This window comes from Mucilaginibacter galii (assembly GCF_014635825.1).
GTDB classification, from domain to species: Bacteria; Bacteroidota; Bacteroidia; order Sphingobacteriales; family Sphingobacteriaceae; genus Mucilaginibacter; species Mucilaginibacter galii.
The window spans coordinates 1-16,648 of record NZ_BMDO01000001.1; the positions used below are offsets into that span (position 1 = coordinate 1).

Below are 16,648 nucleotides of genomic sequence, written 5' to 3' on the forward strand. Positions count from 1 at the left end.
TCAATAACCACTTTTAATAACTAACTTTGAAAACGCTTTTACAGCTCTCGCTGCTATCGTTCGCCAGCTAATCGCCTGGTCACTTTGCCACGGAATTAGGTGGTCAACATCCCCGGAATATCAACTTATATACCGAAATGAGTATATTGAGCAAACAGCTAATATTAGAGAATAAGACACTTCATGTATCGGCAACGGTCAATACATTATTGGCTCAAATGACTCAGTAGGCTTGGAGAAACAAATCCATTGATTTCAGCTCGTAACTTACATCCTTTGGGTCTTCGAGTGTTTCATTATTGTCTCTCACCTTATCCCGTTCAAAATAAATCGTAGCTTTTAGCACTAATGCAGTGTTTAGCCCGTAGCTCATGATGCTAAATGCTTTCATCCTTAACCTACAAGTCGTGGACACTCGTATTATGGCTTTAAGGTCATTATCTTTTTACAAATTAAATTATTGGATCTGATAGGTCAATGCTAAGTGACACTTCCAAACCTTCATTATAAGAATATTGATCTTGCGTAGTGCTAGCTTATGAGGATTTATCGCCTTGCTCCCAATAGTAATGGCAGCACAGTCAAAACGCTAAATTTCCCTAACCATATTTGACTAATCCCTCAGTTTGGCGGGAGCCGGAGGAGACGCGAAAATCAATCAAAATCTCCTTAAATCACTGACTACCAGTATGTTGCTATTACTAAATACCTTACTCACCGAGCGCTAACTAACGGGCGTTATTTAACCCTTAAATTATGCTGTTTTTTGTATGTCTAAGATAGCGTTTCTTGTCTATAGTAACAAGTTCCATTACAAGATTTTATTAAGAACAGCGTCAATCTGTAAGATCTTATAATCTATGGACGGGACTCGAACCACTCTTGTAAAATATAAATTTCAATGGTTTACAAACAGCGAAAATCTCAAGTCGCTAATTAGCCACCGTATTAATTGCATGGTTTTCAATTCTCTTAAAGAACTTTGGTATTAAAAAGATAGAAATATTTGTATGCAGAGAAACAGTATTCGAATCTTCGTCGTAGATATTTTCTATACCGGTCAAAAAGCGAACACGGGTACATACCAAAGGGCAGAAATTTAAAATAAAAAACTGATCCCGTCCGAAATTTTTTTACCGTGATTGCCAATAATCATCTATTGTGTTTTCCGGCATATGGTTAGCTTTGATATTGACTGCGTCACGATATGCACTTGTTTGCTCAATGTCATGTATTGCACCGGAAAGCCTTCTCATCATGTCCGATCCTTCCTCTCCGAATGGAACTTGTTGAATGATTTCCAGATGGTCAACCGGTATATGATTTCGCTTAATATTCCTCGCAGGTTTTGACCATCGTACTTACCTCATCCACCCAGACGGCAACTACTTTATCAACTATACGCCCGGCCATACCTTTGACAATTCTACCTATAATAAAACAGGCGGTTTTATGCAGGCGAGTAAATCTCTATTTGATGATAAACTTAAAGTAACCGCTACTTTGCGCGCAGATAAGAACGATGATTTTGATGTTAAATTCAATCCGCGGTTCACTGCAGTATTTTCACCAACCATCGAAAATAATTTCCGTTTCTCTTACCAAAGCGGCTATCGTTTCCCAAGTATATTTGAGGGCTTTTCTAACGTAAACAGCGGTGGTGTAAAACGCATTGGCGGGCTGCGTATTGCCTCGAACGGTGTGTTTGAGAATGCCTACATCCGTTCATCTATTGATGCTTTTCAGGCGGCTGTTAAAAACGACTTTAATGCCGGAACCAGCACTAATGCTGCCATTGAAAAGGAAAAGGCGTTATTAGTGAAAAATACTTATACTTACCTAAAACCCGAACATATAAATTCTTTTGAAGCCGGCTACAAATCACTGCTCTTCGAGGGCAAATTGAACATTGATGCCGATGTTTACTATAACCAGTACGATAACTTTATAGCGCAGCTGGAAATGAATGTGCCAAACACCAGCAAACCCGATTCCATCCCTTATTATTTGAACGATAAAACCAAGCAGGCGCGTTATCGTGTATGGACCAATTCAAAAAGCACCGTATATAATTTTGGTGGAAGCCTGGGATTATCTTATAATTTATCCCTTAAATACGTGCTGACGGGAAATGTAAGCTATGCCAAGCTTGACCAAAAATCGCACGATGATGCATTGGAAGATGGATTTAATACGCCAAGGTTGATCACGAATGTATCTTTCGGAGGGAGCCACGTTATTAGTAATTTGGGCTTTAATGTACTTTATAAACACCAGTCCGGCTATTACTGGCAATCTTTTCTGGTGAACGGCGATGTGAAAGCATATGGAACTATAGACGCACAAGTAAATTACGATTTTGTGAAAACTAAGCTGAATTTAAAAATCGGGGCAAGCAATTTAACCAACAAATATTACAACTCCTTTTTAGGAGGCCCGGCTATCGGTGGCTTTTATTACACCACGCTAACTTATAATTTGCTTTAGGGTTCATAAAAAACAAAGAAAAGTTCCTCTGATTCTTATTCAAGCTGCTTTGATTGATTTTGCAACCTGCCTGGTGATAAGCCAAATTACCTTGAACTTCGTGGACGTTTGGGTCTTTCCTGGCCTTCATTTTTTGTAAGGTTAAACGGCTGACGGTTCATCTGGGCATCTCGGTCCAAAAACGAGACCTGATCCGGTTTGCTTTTTTCTTCAGCAAATCTTACACTGATCGTTCTTGTCCCCAGCGTTTCACCATTTAATGCCGCAATAGCACGGGTGGCACCTGCATCATCATTCATGGTAACAAAACCATAGCCCTTGCTTTCTCCTGTTTGCAGATCAGTGATTATGGTCACGGTGTTCACGGCACCATGGATGCTAAAAAGTTCAAGCAAGCCGATCTCTGACATATCTTTTGGAAAGCCGACGATAAATAGTTTAGCCATGAGGTAAAGTTAAACAATTGCCTCGTCCTGCTGGCAGAAGAATTGGAGATTATTGAACGCTTAAGCAATGAATTCCGTGCCCGTTTGAGCAAGACGATGCTTTTGCAAGAAAGAAAAACAAACTATGATCAATTGGTTGAGATGCTTAAAGTGTAATGGAACAGTTTGCCCGCATTTCCGGAACCAGTTGGTCAATAAATTCTAAGCCTCCATCTTAAAAGCTTTTTTAAGAAGAATCATGCGCCCTCCTGCTGCAATACCGACTAAGACCTGCGAAATGCTGATTTACAAACTTCGGACAATCTGACTACTTAATCTCATTTATTCGTACCTTAGGTTTCATGTACCCCTCATCGAAAGTTTACCTCTACAGGCGGGTTTTGAACGCAAAACTGTTCATTGAACAACATTATGCGGCCAACATTAATTTGAATGAGATCTCGGGCGAGGCTTTCTTTTCAAAATTTCACTTTCTGCGCATTTTTAAAAGCGCTTACGGCAAAACGCCGCACCAGTACTTAACCGCCGTAAGAATAACACAGGCTAAACGGTTATTGCAGACTCCTGCGCCGATAGTCGAAGTTTGCTTTGCGGTGGGGTTTGATAGTGTAAGCACCTTTACCATGCTGTTTAAACGTTTGGCAAAGCAAACTCCTGCCTTATACCAGCAAACGCAGGCTGAAAGGCAACGACAGCTTAAGAATACTCCTTTGAAATATATCCCTAACTGCTTTGCCGAAAAGAACGGCTGGGTGAATAATCGCAATTTTCAATAAGCCGGGCACTGGAGTATCTTCGATATTTGCAGGCAAAAACTTATATCCCCATGATTACCAAACTTAACCATGTAAGCGTATTTGTGCTCGATCAGGACAGTGCTTACAACTTCTATGTGAATAAATTAGGCTTCAACTTACATACCGATGCCGCCATGGGTCCGGGTATGCGCTGGCTAACGGTATGTCCGCCCGAGCAGCCCGATCTGGAAATCAGCCTGATGGCCATTAACGCAGGCATGATGTTCAATGAAGAGTCGGCTGCGCAAATGCGCGCACTGGTAAGTGCCGGCACATTCGGCTTCGGCGTGTTTGAGTGCAAAGACTTGCAGGCTACCTATGAGGAACTGAAAGCCAAAGGTGTGGAATTTACTAAAGAGCCGACACGGGAGTTTTACGGCTATGAGGCACTCTTTAAAGATGATTCGGGCAACTGGTTCTCCTTGGCAGAGGCAAAAGCAGGGTGAGATTCGATATAGGAGATATTATAGGCAAATCGGTGTCTGCGGGCAAATCGGCCCTAAGATTTTATTGTTGTCCATGCAGATATATGGATGAGCAGGCAAGATACGTTCTCACCGCCTTGCACAAAAAATGCGGTACAAATGTACCGCCGCAGTTAACTAAACTATTGTTCATCCGGACGTCTAGTATCTCGACCTGGAATATTACGGTTTGGAAATCTGAACAGAGGTATTACGTAATCATCCGGCAAATATTCTCCGGGGTATCGTTGTAGTTTAGTGTCCCGAACAGCCCGGTAATGAGGCGACTTGATTTCCGCTCCTTCTTTATTGAAAACAGTCCTGGATATTGGCGTTCACGCTGGAATAGATCAGTGCCTGTTTATTGGGCTGTTTGATGTATGCATTGATGTTGTAGTTAACTCAATATCTACCAGGCTAATTTGCAGCACGAAACGTGCCGGTTCCATTTCAACGTAAATGGTTTGGTTAGCCGCCAGAATGGGCAAGCGGTGAACATGCCGCTTGGGGAACATCGTAACCGATAGTCACCGTCGCCCAGAAAAAACAAGTTATCATAACTAAAATTCCTAAAACCAAACTATTGATTCATCCTATTTTTGGTGCAAAAAATCCCATTTTTATGAACCAAATCACTTATTATACATCAAAGAATTTCTCCGGCGTCAGTGGTAAATCACGCAATCTTTTACCCGTTGCGTTAAATACTGCATTAGCAATAGCTGCAGAAACTCCGGTGATTCCGATCTCTCCAATGCCACGTGCACCAATAGGTGAGATGTGCGGATCGGGCTTGCCAATGAAATGAACATCGATGGGGGGGACATCCAGGTGTACCGGCACATGATAATCCGCTAGTGTACGTGTTACCGGGTTGCCCCAGCGTTTATCGTACTCCGTTGCTTCCATCAGTGCTGCACCAATACCGAAAATCACACCGCCAATAACCTGGGACCGTGCTGTTTTCTCATTCATAATACGGCCTACATCCTGCACACTGGTAAAGCGTTTAACCCGGATGGTGCCAAAATCTTCATCTACCCATACTTCGGCAAACTGGGCACCGAACGAATGAAAAGCATATTGCTTGACATCACTATTTTGTTCAGGCGGTGTTTGGCTTGGTGTGCAAAGCGCACTTGGTATTGTTAGGCCTGCGCCTGAGATAGGCAGAGTAGTTGCACAAGCTTCAATTTCGCTTCGTTTTGCACGGCTTAAAATATTCAAATAAGTGTCGCTTTTGCTATTATCACCTTTTACAAATAGTTTACCGTCTGCATGATCAATGTCATCCGGGTTGCGGCCATTAAGTTTAGAATTAGGGTCAGCAATTGCGAGTGCTGTAAGTTCTTTTCTCAACAATACGCAGGCATCCAGAGCTGCAGGATGTATGCTTGCCGTGGTTTGCGACCCACCGGCCAGCGGGGCTGGAGGAAAACTGGAATCGCCTATTTTTACATCAATACGATTAACCGGAACGCCGAGTGCATCGGCTGCGGTTTGAGCCAGTACGGTATATGTTCCGGTGCCAATATCAATTGATGCCGTCATTACGGTTACATCGCCTTTGGCATTCATGTTCACCTTTACTGATGCAGCGCTGCGCCCGCCCGGATAGGTTGCCGTTGCCATACCATAACCTACCAGGTATTTGCCATGACGTTTTTGCCTGGGTTCCATGCTGCGGGATGACCATCCAAAGTGCTCTGCTCCTATGCGATAACAGTCTAACAGGAATTCGCTTGAAAAATCATGCCCTTTCACCGGATCTTTGGTGGTATGATTTTTAATCCGAAATTCTATAGGATCTACCTTTAACTGGTAAGCCATCTCATCCATAGCAGACTCCAGTGCAAAGGTGCCCGGAGTTTCGCCTGGGGCACGCATAAATGTGGGGGCACTGCGATCCAGGTGCGCTACATTATACGTAACCTCGCGCTGGGGTGCCTGGTACAAAACAAGTGATTGCTTACCACTGGGTTCAAAAAACTGCGTCAGGTTGTTGTAGGTACCTGTATGATGACGTACCACGCCTAATTGTCCAACAGCGTCTGTTCCGAGCGCCACACGCTGAATGGTTGAGGCGCGATGACCAACATTGGTTTGCATCATTTGCCGTGTTAGGGCAAGCTTAACTGGACGGCCCACCGCCTTGGCAGCCATGGCTACCAGTAAGGTGTGCAGCCAAAGGCCTTTAGAGCCAAAGCCTCCACCAACAAAAGGTGCAATAACCCGTACGTTTTCTTTTTGCAATCCTAAAAAGTAGGCGGCTATACTGCCCGTGAATCCAACACCTTGCGTAGCATCATATAAGGTAAGTTTATCGGTTCCTTCCCATACTGCAACTGTAGCATGCGGTTCCATCGGGTGATGATGTTCGACCGGGGTAGAATAGGTATGTTCAACTTTATGAGAAGCGGCGGCCAGCGGCGCAGCGGCCTTCCCGTCATTTACCTGGGCCTCTTCACCCATAAACATCTTAGGTTTTTCACTGTTCGGAAGTTCGGTTTTCAGATCAACTGCCCCTTTCTCAGAGGTGTAACCTATTTTTAATTTATAGGCTGCTGTACGGGCCTGCTCATAGGTTTCGGCCACTATTACTGCAATAAACTGACCTGGGTAATGCACCACATTATCTTGAAGAGGTGGCAGGTTTTCGCCTAAAAATGCAGCACCGGCTTTGGCCTGCGCCTGCATGTCGAGCGGCTTTAATTTAAATGCGTTCTTATAGCTGATTACGGCAATTACACCGGGCTCTTTTTGAATAACAGCATCATCTATAGATACAATCCTTCCTTTTGCAATAGTCGCTCTCACAGGAAAGGCATAAGCTATGTTCGGGAAATTATTTTCAGCAGAATAGGTTGCCTTGCCACTAACCTTCATGCGGCCATCAATGCGGCTTATTGGTTTACCAGTTTCACTCATGATCTTAATTATTATTAGTGGTGGTTGAATCTGCTTCCATAGCTCCGTAAACGCCGCCTTGCATCGCGCCTTCCAGGGCACGCGTTATCGCCTTAGCTGCCAGACCTACTTTATATTTATTATGTTGTAATGGTTTTGCGTTTTTCAGTTCTGCGGCTGCCGCTGCCTTAAAGTTTGCTTCCGTAGCTTGTTTGCCGATCAGCCAATGTTCAGCAATCGAGGCACGCCAGGGTTTATGCGCAACACCGCCAAGGGCGATCCTGACCTCTTTGATCGTATTGCCATCAGTAACCAAAGCCGCGGCAACCGAAATAAGGGCAAAGGCATACGATGAGCGCTCACGAATTTTTAAGTAATATGATTTGTCGGCGAACTGGTTTACGGGCAAATGGATGGAGGTTACCAACTCTCCGTGCTTAAGGTTATTGTCGTTTTCAGGATGATCGCCGGGAAGCCGGTGGAAATTTGCAAATTGGACACTTCTTTTTGTGTTATTTGTGCCCTCTACATGAACAACGGCATCCAGCGCAGCCAGTGCTACGGCCATATCCGACGGATAAGTGGCGACACATTCTTCTGACCATCCAAAAATAGCGTGGTTTTTATTCTCGCCATGCAACGCACCACAGCCTGTTCCCGGTTCCCGTTTATTACAAGGCATGCTTACATCGTAGAAATAAGTGCAACGGGTGCGTTGATTAAGGTTACCACCATTGGTGGCCATATTCCGAATTTGTGCGCTGGCACCCGCCAAAATCGCCATAGATAGCAATGGATACTTTTCCCTTATCAATTCGTGATTCGCTGTAAATGAGTTTGTGGCAGTTGCACCGATAGATACGCCATCTACTTTCTTTTCGATCTTTGCATATTTCAACCGCGTTACGCCTACCAGTTCAGTGGGGCGCATCACATCTTCCTTCATCAGGTCCACGAGGTTGGTTCCGCCACCAAGAAACTTAGCGGTTGGATTGGCAGATACAATCCCGATCGCAGTAGCAGCATCGGATGCATTTGAGTATTTAAATGGTCTCATAATAGACGCTTTATAGGAGTGATAAAAAAGTGAGATCTAAATAGTTCCGTCGGCAAATTGCCAAACTTGTGCCACGGCTTTATCGCCGTGCACTTCACGAATGGCATCTACAATATTGGGATAGGCACCGCAGCGGCAGATATTGCCTGACATACGCTCCCTGATCTCTTCATCTGATAGCTTGATTGACTTGCTTTTCTTACGGACATTGGCAGTGACGTAGCTCGCATCCCCGTTATTCGCTTCATCCATTAAGGCAACAGCCGAGCATATTTGTCCCGGGGTGCAGTATCCGCATTGAAAGCCATCATGTTTGATAAAGGAAGCTTGCATAGGGTGGAGTTCATTGCCGGTTGCGAGACCTTCTATCGTGGTGACTTTTTTATCCTCACAAGTTGCGGCAAGCGTTAAACATGATAACACACGTTGGTCATCTACAATCACCGTACATGCGCCGCATTGGCCATGATCACACCCTTTTTTTGAACCTGTTAAATTAAGTCTTTCCCGGAGCGTATCCAGTAAGGTCATACGTGAATCGACTGTTAGTCGCTGCGTACTGCCATTAACTTTAAACGACAGGTTGATTCCGTTCTCAATCAACATAGGCGCTTGCTGTTCGATCGGCATGCTGCGGGCCATCAGTTGCTCGATGCCCAACAGATGCGCAGCCAACACACTCGTCCCGGTCACTGCGAAGAGCTTTAAAAAGTGCCTGCGTTTAATACCAGAAGTAATGATCTCGCTCATTTCATCGGGCATGAGTTCTTCCAACGCGTTACGTTCCGCTTCAGAAAGGTCAGGGAGTTTCGGTTGTTCTTCCATAAAGTATGTTGATCTTGACCCTAAGTTACAGTTTTATTTACGTGATTTACGCTATATCCAATTGTCATATTAACGCTTATGAATCACTAAGCCTTGAATTTTTAATGCGATGACTTCGCAGATGTAGTTTCTAAATCCAATCTTAGTTCTGGTTCACGTTCCGATATTCGTTAGGGGTCATGCCGGTTTTCAATTTAAACAGCCTTGTAAAATGTTGCTGATATTTAAAACCTAACTCCCCGGCTACGTCGTTGATTGACTTTTCTGCATCGAAGATCTTGCCTTTTGCCTCATCGATCAGTCTCGTCTGGATATAGTCTAATGCGGTATTGCCTGTTTCTTTCTTGATCAGGTCGCCGAAATAATTAGGGGACAGATGTAGCTGATCAGCACAGTAAGCAACACTTGGTAAACCTTCTGCTTTCGCCTTGCCTGATGCAAAGTAGCTATTCAATAATTCTTCAAAGCGCACCAGGATATCTTTGTTGACATTGTTGCGGGTAATGAATTGCCGGTCATAAAAGCGCATACAGTAATTCAGCAATACTTCGATATTCGATACGATCAGTGTCTTACTATGCTTATCAATATTTTGTCCAATTTCTTCAGCAATTTTCCTTAAGGTGTCTTCTATCGTCTTTCTTTCCTTTTTGGAAAGGTGGAGTGCTTCATGCACATCATATGAGAAGAATGAATAATCTTTAATAGCTTTCCCCAGGTTGGTGCCCTTGATCAGATCCGGGTGAAAGACCAGCGCATAACCGGAAGGCTTCATGGCTTGTCCGTTACTATCTATACCGTAAACCTGGCCTGGCGATACAAAAACCAGCGTACCATCTTCGTAATCATAAGGCTGGCAACCATAGGTCATGTTACCACATTTGATGTTTTTCAAAAAGACAGCGTAAACACCCATGTAATGACGGAAATGCTGAATTGTAGGCACTTCATTAAAGTTGACGACACTTATCAGGGGATGTTGTGTATCGACTCCTACGTAGGCATTATACTGTCCAACGGTATCTATTCTGTTGACTTGCTCCATGACCTTTAATTTAGTGATACAAATCTAAGTAACCAATTGGCTTTTACTTGTTAAGAGGCGGCATATCAGTAAAACTGGTAAATAAAACCGTAATCTGTATAAAGCCATTGCAGACCGTTGTCCTGAAATTTGCATTATCAATTAAAGGATAGGAATGCAATGTCGGAACAACCAAGCGTAATGAACACATCTGATATATTTAATCGTCTAAGATCCGGGGAACTTGTCCGGTTAACAGATCCTGAATATCCTAAAGTAGAGGAAGTGGTTAGACGAACCATACAGCTTTCCGCTGATCTGAATTCGGCAACGGATATAGACCAGGCTCGTCTGATATTGAGTGAAATTACCGGAAACAAGATAGACGGCAGTACAACAGTATTTGTGCCATTTTACACCAACTTTGGAAGATTCACCTCCATAGGTAAAAACGTGTTCATTAACCATGCCTGCTCATTTCTGGACTTAGGCGGTATCACAATAGAAGATGATGTACTGATTGGCTCACGGGTAAACTTAGTCACTGAAAATCATCCTGCTGATCCGGCTGAAAGAAGATCTCTGATCACCAAACCCATCGTTATCAGAAGGAACGCCTGGATAGGTGCAAATGCAACTATCCTGTCGGGCGTGACTATTGGAGAGAATGCAATTGTTGCCGCAGGTGCCGTCGTTTCGAAAGATGTTCCGGCCAACACCATTGTTGGGGGCATCCCAGCCAAATTTATTAAACCAATTAGCAAACTATGAGACTGAAAACACTCGTCGCACTACTATCATTAACTGTAATACTTTTAACCGCTTGCAAAAGCAATAAACAACAAGATGCCATGATAACAGCAAATAACACCGCCCTCTTTCCAAAGGGTAATAAACTAACCAACGGATACTTTACCGGTGATGCTTTCTTAAAACCGTTGCTGGCGAAAGACGTAAACAACGGCTTTGCCATGGGCAGCGTGACTTTTGAGCCAGGCGCAAGAACTAACTGGCATATACACCCCAAAGGGCAGGTATTGGTTGTAACCGAAGGACAAGGCTGGTACCAGGAAAAAGGCAAACCGGCCCGAGTCATAAAAAAAGGCGATGTAATCAATATCCCTGAAAATTTAGAACACTGGCATGGAGCTTCTTCCGAAAGCATGATGAGCCATATTGCCATCACCAACTATAAAGGAGAAGAAAATGTAGTGTGGCTTAAGCCTGTCACCGGGGATGAATATACAGCAGTAAACAAATAATAGAGATCATGAAAAGCCTAACCAGATGTCTTCCGTGGCTACTGTTCTGTCTATTACTATCAACCACAACAAACATGAACGCAGAAAATCAAAGCAGCAATCAAAAGTCATTAAGTCCGCAAGAGCAGGCATTAGTTAAAATATCGGCGCTTACAGCCACCGGTAATATTGAACAACTAAAAGTGGAGCTTAATGAAGGGCTTGACAACGGATTAACGGTTAACGAAATCAAAGAAGCACTGGTTCAGCTTTATGCCTATTGCGGTTTCCCCAGAAGCTTAAATGGGATCAGTGCTTTTATGGCGGTTTCCGAAGAACGAAAAGCAAAGGGCATTACAGACAAAGCGGGCAAGGAAATAATCTTAAACTATAAGAATGGCGATAGTTATGAACGTGGTAGAAAGGTACTGGAGACCTTGACCAAAACGCCGCAGTCAAAACCCGCACCCGGCTTTGGTGTATTCGCTCCGCGTGCTGATGCGTTTTTAAAGGAACATTTGTTCGCAGATATCTTCGATAGTGACGTCCTCACGTACCGCCAAAGAGAACTTGTTACTATTGCTGCCTTAGCCGCAATGCCTGGGGTGGAAGGGCAACTTCAGGCTCATATCAAAATGGGGATGAACACCGGTATAACGGAAGGCCAACTGGCGCAGGTTGCTGAGTTGATCGCCATAAACGTTAGTCGTTCACAAGCCAATATTCTAAACAATTTGATCGGTAAGCCAGCAATCCCGGTAACAGAACCCGACTTGATGGTTCGCATATCCGAAATAGAGATCGTTCCTGAATTTTTAGAGGAATACAAAGCCGTCCTGAAAGAGGAATCGGCGACTTCAATGAGGATTGAGCTAGGCATGATATCACTCTTTGCGATGTATGAAAAAGAAAGGCCGACACAAGTAAGGATCGTTGAGATATACGCGGACAAGGATGCTTATCAGTCACATCTTAAAACGCTGCATTTCCAGCATTATAAGACCACTACTCTCAAAATGGTAAAGTCTTTAAAACTGGTGGACATGACCGACGTAGACACACAAACGATGCTGAGCATCTTTAAAAAGGCAATGTGAATTTAGTTATTTTGTCATAATTGGAAAAATTTCGTAACACGTGATCGCCTCATTAAGCGACAGCGAACATTTGGCTCCTAAACACTTTAACCAAATCAATTCACAGATTGCAACTTCTTCATGAAAGATGACGAAACAAATTGTAAAGAATCGATTCAATTAGCTCAATAATCATCATCCTTTAAATCACAAAATTTGCAATTATTGCTGTACTAAGAAAGTGGTGCACTTTTCGCTGCTTATGAATTTATTTAACCTATAAGTTATTAATTATCAACTATTGAACCCACTACAAGATCTTCCCTTACAATTGAGATTTTAGTATTGTTTTGTGAAATTTTATAAAATGGCCATTTATGCTCGGTAGACGATGTAAGCTATAGCGATGAAAAGAGGAGGCAAAATAACCATTGCCTTCCTGTTTGGCATTTAATCTGTTATTGCACTTCAGAAATCATTGTAATCTCGTCTGCAAAAATGAACCGATCCTTTTTAAGCTTTTTTTTCAACAAGGTCATATCCTCTGTTACTTTAACCGCTAAAACTTTTGCATAGTGCTGGGTTTGTTTAATGGTTTTATGCCCCATCATCTTACTGATAGTTTCAATCGGAACATTATTCGCCAAAGTCACTGTAGTTGCAAATGAGTTACGAGCCATCTTTGATGTCAATTCCTTATCTACGCGACAAATAGCAGCAATCTCCTTTAGATAGGAGTTATACTTTTGGTTGCTTAAGACAGGCAGTAGCATATCCTTTGCTAAACAAGCCTGATCTTCCTTATATTTCTTCAAGATAATAAGTGCAATCGGCAGCAATGGTATCGCAGCCGGTGTTCCAGTCTTTTGTCGGTTCTTGTAAATCCGCAGTTCACTATTATGTGCTAAAGTCACCTCAGAGCGTTTAAGCTGTTTAACGTCAATAAAAGAAAGCCCGGTAAAACAGCAAAAAATAAATAAATCCCTTACCCTTGAAAGACGCTCATTGTCGATGTTCTTAGATGCAATTCTTTGAAGCTCTGCCTTGTCGAGGTAAACAGTGTCAACATCCTCCCGTGTCATCTCGAATTTAGCAAATGGATCTCCCACTAACCAGCCATTATCTACGCAATCCAACACGATCTTCTTCATGTTGGCAATATTTTTCAACGCCGAGTTATGGTTAAGATCAAGGTCAGTTCTGTACCAGTTATAAAGCTTCTTAATAAATTCGAGATCCAAAGAGCGGATATTAATGTCATCAACCTTATATGCTTCTTTAATGAAAATAGAGGTATGCCTGAACGAGGTATTAAAATTAGTGTAGGTGCCTTTGGCAACACCCTTTCCGATCATTTTTTTTAAATCTTTGTTATGGGTTTCGAACATTGCAAGTAGCATCCATTTCCGTTCATTTACACCGGACAAAAGTTCGACAATGGCACAGGCCGTTATTACTTTACCGCGGTCTATCAAATGTTTGCGGGCTTCGTAAGCCTTGTTTTGTAATATACTAAGAAAGTCGTTTAGTGCCTTTGCATCTTCCTTATTACCACTCGCCCGGTTTCCTTTTGAGTTCCATCTGGATGGTTCCCATGAGCGTTTAATAGAAAGGTCTTTGGAAACACCATCTACAGTAACCTTGAGATAGATATACATATCTCCTCCATTGTAATTTCTTGGCTGCTTTAAGAAAAACATCAAGCCTAAACTTTTTTCTAACATAACGATAGATTTTTAAGTGAATAAATATCGAAATGCAGCGATAAAAAATCAAGATGTTCAACGCTTGAATTATCTGACTATCAGCGAATTAAAGCGTTTTCATGGCGTCTTTTTTTCGTTATAAAAAGACGCCATGAATGTCGCTCATACTATTTGCGAATTCGTATATGTTTTGACGATCGCATGGAAACAAAAAAGCCTGTAAATCAATGATTTACAGGCTTTTGGTTTGCTTTGACTAGGTAATCAGCGGTGAGGGAGGGATTCGAACCCTCGGTACAGTTTCCCGTACGTCAGTTTAGCAAACTGATCCTTTCGGCCTCTCAGGCACCTCACCATCTTTTGTATCCAGTACGTCCCCGTTTGGGATTGCAAATATAGCAATTCAGGCAAACCGTCAAAAAAAAATCGGCTTAATTTTAATAATCTATTCGCACATGGTAAATACTCATGAGCATGCGTTTAAATATAGTTTTAATAGTTTCCAGATCTTTCAGCGTAATGTCGCTGTCTTTCAACTGGTTCTGATTAAGCTTGTAGTTTACAATGCGGTCAACCAAGTCGCTGATGGATTGGGCATCTGGTTCCTTAATAGAGCGAGAAGCTGCCTCAACCGAGTCGGCTAGCATCAAAACACCGGTTTCTTTAGAAAAAGGAATGGGTCCGGGATACCTGAAAATGTTCTCATCGATAAATTTTTCAGGAAAATTTTTCAAAAACGATTGGTAAAAATAATCAACGCGGGTGTTGCCATGGTGAGTACGGATAAAGTTGATGATATCGTCGGGCAGGTTTTCCTTTTCGGCCAGCTCCACTCCTTTACGAACATGTCTGATGATGATTTGCGCACTTTCTTCATATGGCAGTTTATCGTGAGGATTGAAGCCGGCTGTTTGGTTCTCTATAAAATAAAGCGGATTTTCCATTTTACCAATATCATGGTATAATGCTCCTGCCCTTACCAGCAAAGCATTGCCTCCAATGCTGTAGATGGCATTTTCGGCAAGGTTGGCTACCTGTAACGAGTGCTGAAAGGTTCCAGGTGCTTTGAAGGCCATTTCACGCAGCAGGGCGGCGTTGGTATTGGTCAGTTCGATGAGTGTAAGATCGGATGTGATGCGGAATACCTTTTCGAATGCGTAGATTAATGGATAGGCCAGCAGTGTGAGCATAACGCTCACAGCAAAGGGGAAAAATTCGGGCCACTCAATATGCATAATATCCCCTTCACGGATGAAAGAGATACCTAAGAAAGTTACCAGGTAAGTTACGGTAATGAGTAAGGCCGAGGTAAGAAATTGACCGCGCCTAAGCAGGTTTTTAATACTGTATATAGATACCATACCCGCCGTGATCTCATAAAATGCAAACTCAAAGCTATTGGGCACATAAAAGCCCGCTATAAGTATAACCAGCAAGTGAATGTTGAGCGCCAAACGGGTATCAAATAATATGCGGATAATGATAGGTACAATACAATAAGGTATGTAATATAAATTAGGCAACTGCGCAGTAATGGCCCACGACAGTGTAGCCAACATGGCCGTAATTACCAAAAGGATAAGCCCTACCAAACGGTTATCTGCATAAATGTCTTTCCTGAACATTTGCAGGAATACAATGAGCAGGGTAACGGTTAAACCCACTAATAAAAACTGCCCAAAGAATACAAGACGCCGGTTGCCGTTAACCCGGGCACTGTCTTCAAAATATTTTTTGTACGAGAGTAGCTTTTGGTAGATCTCATCATTAATAACCATGCCTTTGGCTATAATTACCTCTCCTTTTTGTATCATGCCCTGAGTAGCCGATATATTGGCTAACGCATCGGCCTTTAGCCGCGAGGTGATCTTATCATCATACACCATGTTGTTCTGGAGCCGGCTCTGCAATATATCGAGCATATAGGCGCGGTCAACGTTAAGTAGCGTAAGCTGCTGCTCAAAATAGGCAATGGCTTTCTCTTTGGTGTATAGGGCTGAGGTGTTTCTGCTTACCGATTCGTTTTTGTTTACGATGGTGATATTATAATTTTCATCGGCGGGCTGGTTTTTTATACCGGGCGTAATTAAACCTATATTGTAAACGTGGTTAAGCAGTACTTTCCCTGTTTCCAAATACTTGGCTTTCAGCTTTTCGGGGATGCCGGCGCTGGGCCATTTCAGGTTAAAATCGTTAATGTAACCCTCCAACTGCTGTAATTGCACGTTGGTATTTAGCTGGTAAACCGGCGTAATGTTTTGCATTACTGCGTCTTGGTCCTTTTCCAGTTCTTCGGTAGTTTTCAGGATGGCAAAGTTGTAAGGAGCAACCAAGTCTTTTTGGTTCCAGATGCGGCCTTTTTCAAACTCATACCTGAACTTGGTTTGCTTTGGCAGTGCCAAAATGATCAGCAACACGCTCAAAAATATCATGATGAACTTTACAGCCACCGCATATTTGCGCAATACTGCTCTTTGACGTGAAATACTGAATTTTGCCATGCAACTCCTCTAATCAAATATAGTACGATTTCCGCACCTAAACTAATGCTTGCAATTATAGTCAAATTGCAATAAATAAGGCCATTTTTATAGCTTTGTATACCTTATAAACCCAAA

At 42.8% G+C, this 16,648-nt stretch carries 13 protein-coding genes and 1 tRNA gene; 6 read left to right on the top strand and 8 right to left on the bottom strand.

What is annotated here, in order from left to right; translation table 11 throughout:
- Positions 1-1,332 precede the first annotated feature (1,332 nt).
- Complete coding sequence (locus tag IEV61_RS00005) at positions 1,333-2,487, top strand: TonB-dependent receptor domain-containing protein (protein ID WP_188414365.1); 1,155 nt, start codon at positions 1,333-1,335, stop codon at positions 2,485-2,487.
- Positions 2,488-2,573: 86 nt separating this feature from the next.
- On the opposite strand, the gene IEV61_RS00010 is transcribed toward IEV61_RS00005, so the two are convergent.
- On the bottom strand, positions 2,574-2,933 hold the full coding sequence (locus tag IEV61_RS00010; protein WP_188412629.1) for an RNA recognition motif domain-containing protein: 360 nt from the start codon (positions 2,931-2,933) through the stop codon (positions 2,574-2,576).
- A gap of 380 nt (positions 2,934-3,313) precedes the next feature.
- Here IEV61_RS00010 and IEV61_RS00015 point away from each other — a divergent pair, with 380 nt between their 5' ends.
- Both IEV61_RS00015 and IEV61_RS00020 read left to right on the top strand, forming a co-directional pair.
- Positions 3,314-3,709: a helix-turn-helix domain-containing protein gene (locus IEV61_RS00015; RefSeq protein ID WP_229746976.1), complete on the top strand. Its 396-nt coding sequence runs from the start codon at positions 3,314-3,316 to the stop codon at positions 3,707-3,709.
- A gap of 50 nt (positions 3,710-3,759) precedes the next feature.
- Positions 3,760-4,176: a VOC family protein gene (locus IEV61_RS00020; RefSeq protein ID WP_188412632.1), complete on the top strand. Its 417-nt coding sequence runs from the start codon at positions 3,760-3,762 to the stop codon at positions 4,174-4,176.
- Positions 4,177-4,833: 657 nt separating this feature from the next.
- Here IEV61_RS00020 and IEV61_RS00025 read toward each other — a convergent pair.
- From IEV61_RS00025 to IEV61_RS00040, 4 genes are all read right to left on the bottom strand, one after another.
- Complete coding sequence (locus IEV61_RS00025; protein WP_188412634.1) at positions 4,834-7,122, bottom strand: xanthine dehydrogenase family protein molybdopterin-binding subunit; 2,289 nt, start codon at positions 7,120-7,122, stop codon at positions 4,834-4,836.
- 4 nt (positions 7,123-7,126) lie between these two features.
- The gene (locus IEV61_RS00030) at positions 7,127-8,158 is read right to left on the bottom strand and encodes an FAD binding domain-containing protein (protein WP_188412636.1); all 1,032 of its coding nucleotides are present in this window, start codon (positions 8,156-8,158) and stop codon (positions 7,127-7,129) included.
- Between the two features lie 36 nt (positions 8,159-8,194).
- Positions 8,195-8,983, bottom strand: a complete 789-nt coding sequence (locus IEV61_RS00035; RefSeq protein WP_188412638.1) for a 2Fe-2S iron-sulfur cluster-binding protein — start codon at positions 8,981-8,983, stop codon at positions 8,195-8,197.
- A 142-nt stretch (positions 8,984-9,125) separates the two neighbouring features.
- On the bottom strand, positions 9,126-10,028 hold the full coding sequence (locus IEV61_RS00040) for a helix-turn-helix domain-containing protein (RefSeq protein ID WP_188412640.1): 903 nt from the start codon (positions 10,026-10,028) through the stop codon (positions 9,126-9,128).
- Between the two features lie 264 nt (positions 10,029-10,292).
- Here IEV61_RS00040 and IEV61_RS00045 point away from each other — a divergent pair, with 264 nt between their 5' ends.
- From IEV61_RS00045 to IEV61_RS00055, 3 genes are all read left to right on the top strand, one after another.
- Positions 10,293-10,778 carry a DapH/DapD/GlmU-related protein gene (locus tag IEV61_RS00045; RefSeq protein WP_308472311.1) on the top strand — a complete coding sequence of 162 codons (486 nt, stop codon included), beginning with the start codon at positions 10,293-10,295 and terminating at the stop codon, positions 10,776-10,778.
- Between the two features lie 80 nt (positions 10,779-10,858).
- On the top strand, positions 10,859-11,269 hold the full coding sequence (locus IEV61_RS00050) for a (R)-mandelonitrile lyase (protein ID WP_188412644.1): 411 nt from the start codon (positions 10,859-10,861) through the stop codon (positions 11,267-11,269).
- Between the two features lie 74 nt (positions 11,270-11,343).
- Positions 11,344-12,345, top strand: a complete 1,002-nt coding sequence (locus tag IEV61_RS00055; RefSeq protein WP_188412646.1) for a carboxymuconolactone decarboxylase family protein — start codon at positions 11,344-11,346, stop codon at positions 12,343-12,345.
- 437 nt (positions 12,346-12,782) lie between these two features.
- Here the strand turns inward: IEV61_RS00055 and IEV61_RS00060 are convergent, their stop codons facing one another.
- The 3 genes from IEV61_RS00060 to IEV61_RS00070 form a co-directional block, all read right to left on the bottom strand.
- Entirely contained in the window at positions 12,783-14,048 is a 1,266-nt protein-coding gene (locus IEV61_RS00060; protein WP_188412648.1) for a site-specific integrase, read from the bottom strand.
- Between the two features lie 250 nt (positions 14,049-14,298).
- Positions 14,299-14,385 (bottom strand) — tRNA-Ser (locus IEV61_RS00065).
- 82 nt (positions 14,386-14,467) lie between these two features.
- Positions 14,468-16,531 (bottom strand): HD family phosphohydrolase, encoded by a 2,064-nt coding sequence (locus IEV61_RS00070; protein WP_188412651.1) that lies wholly within the window; start codon positions 16,529-16,531, stop codon positions 14,468-14,470.
- Positions 16,532-16,648 lie beyond the last annotated feature (117 nt).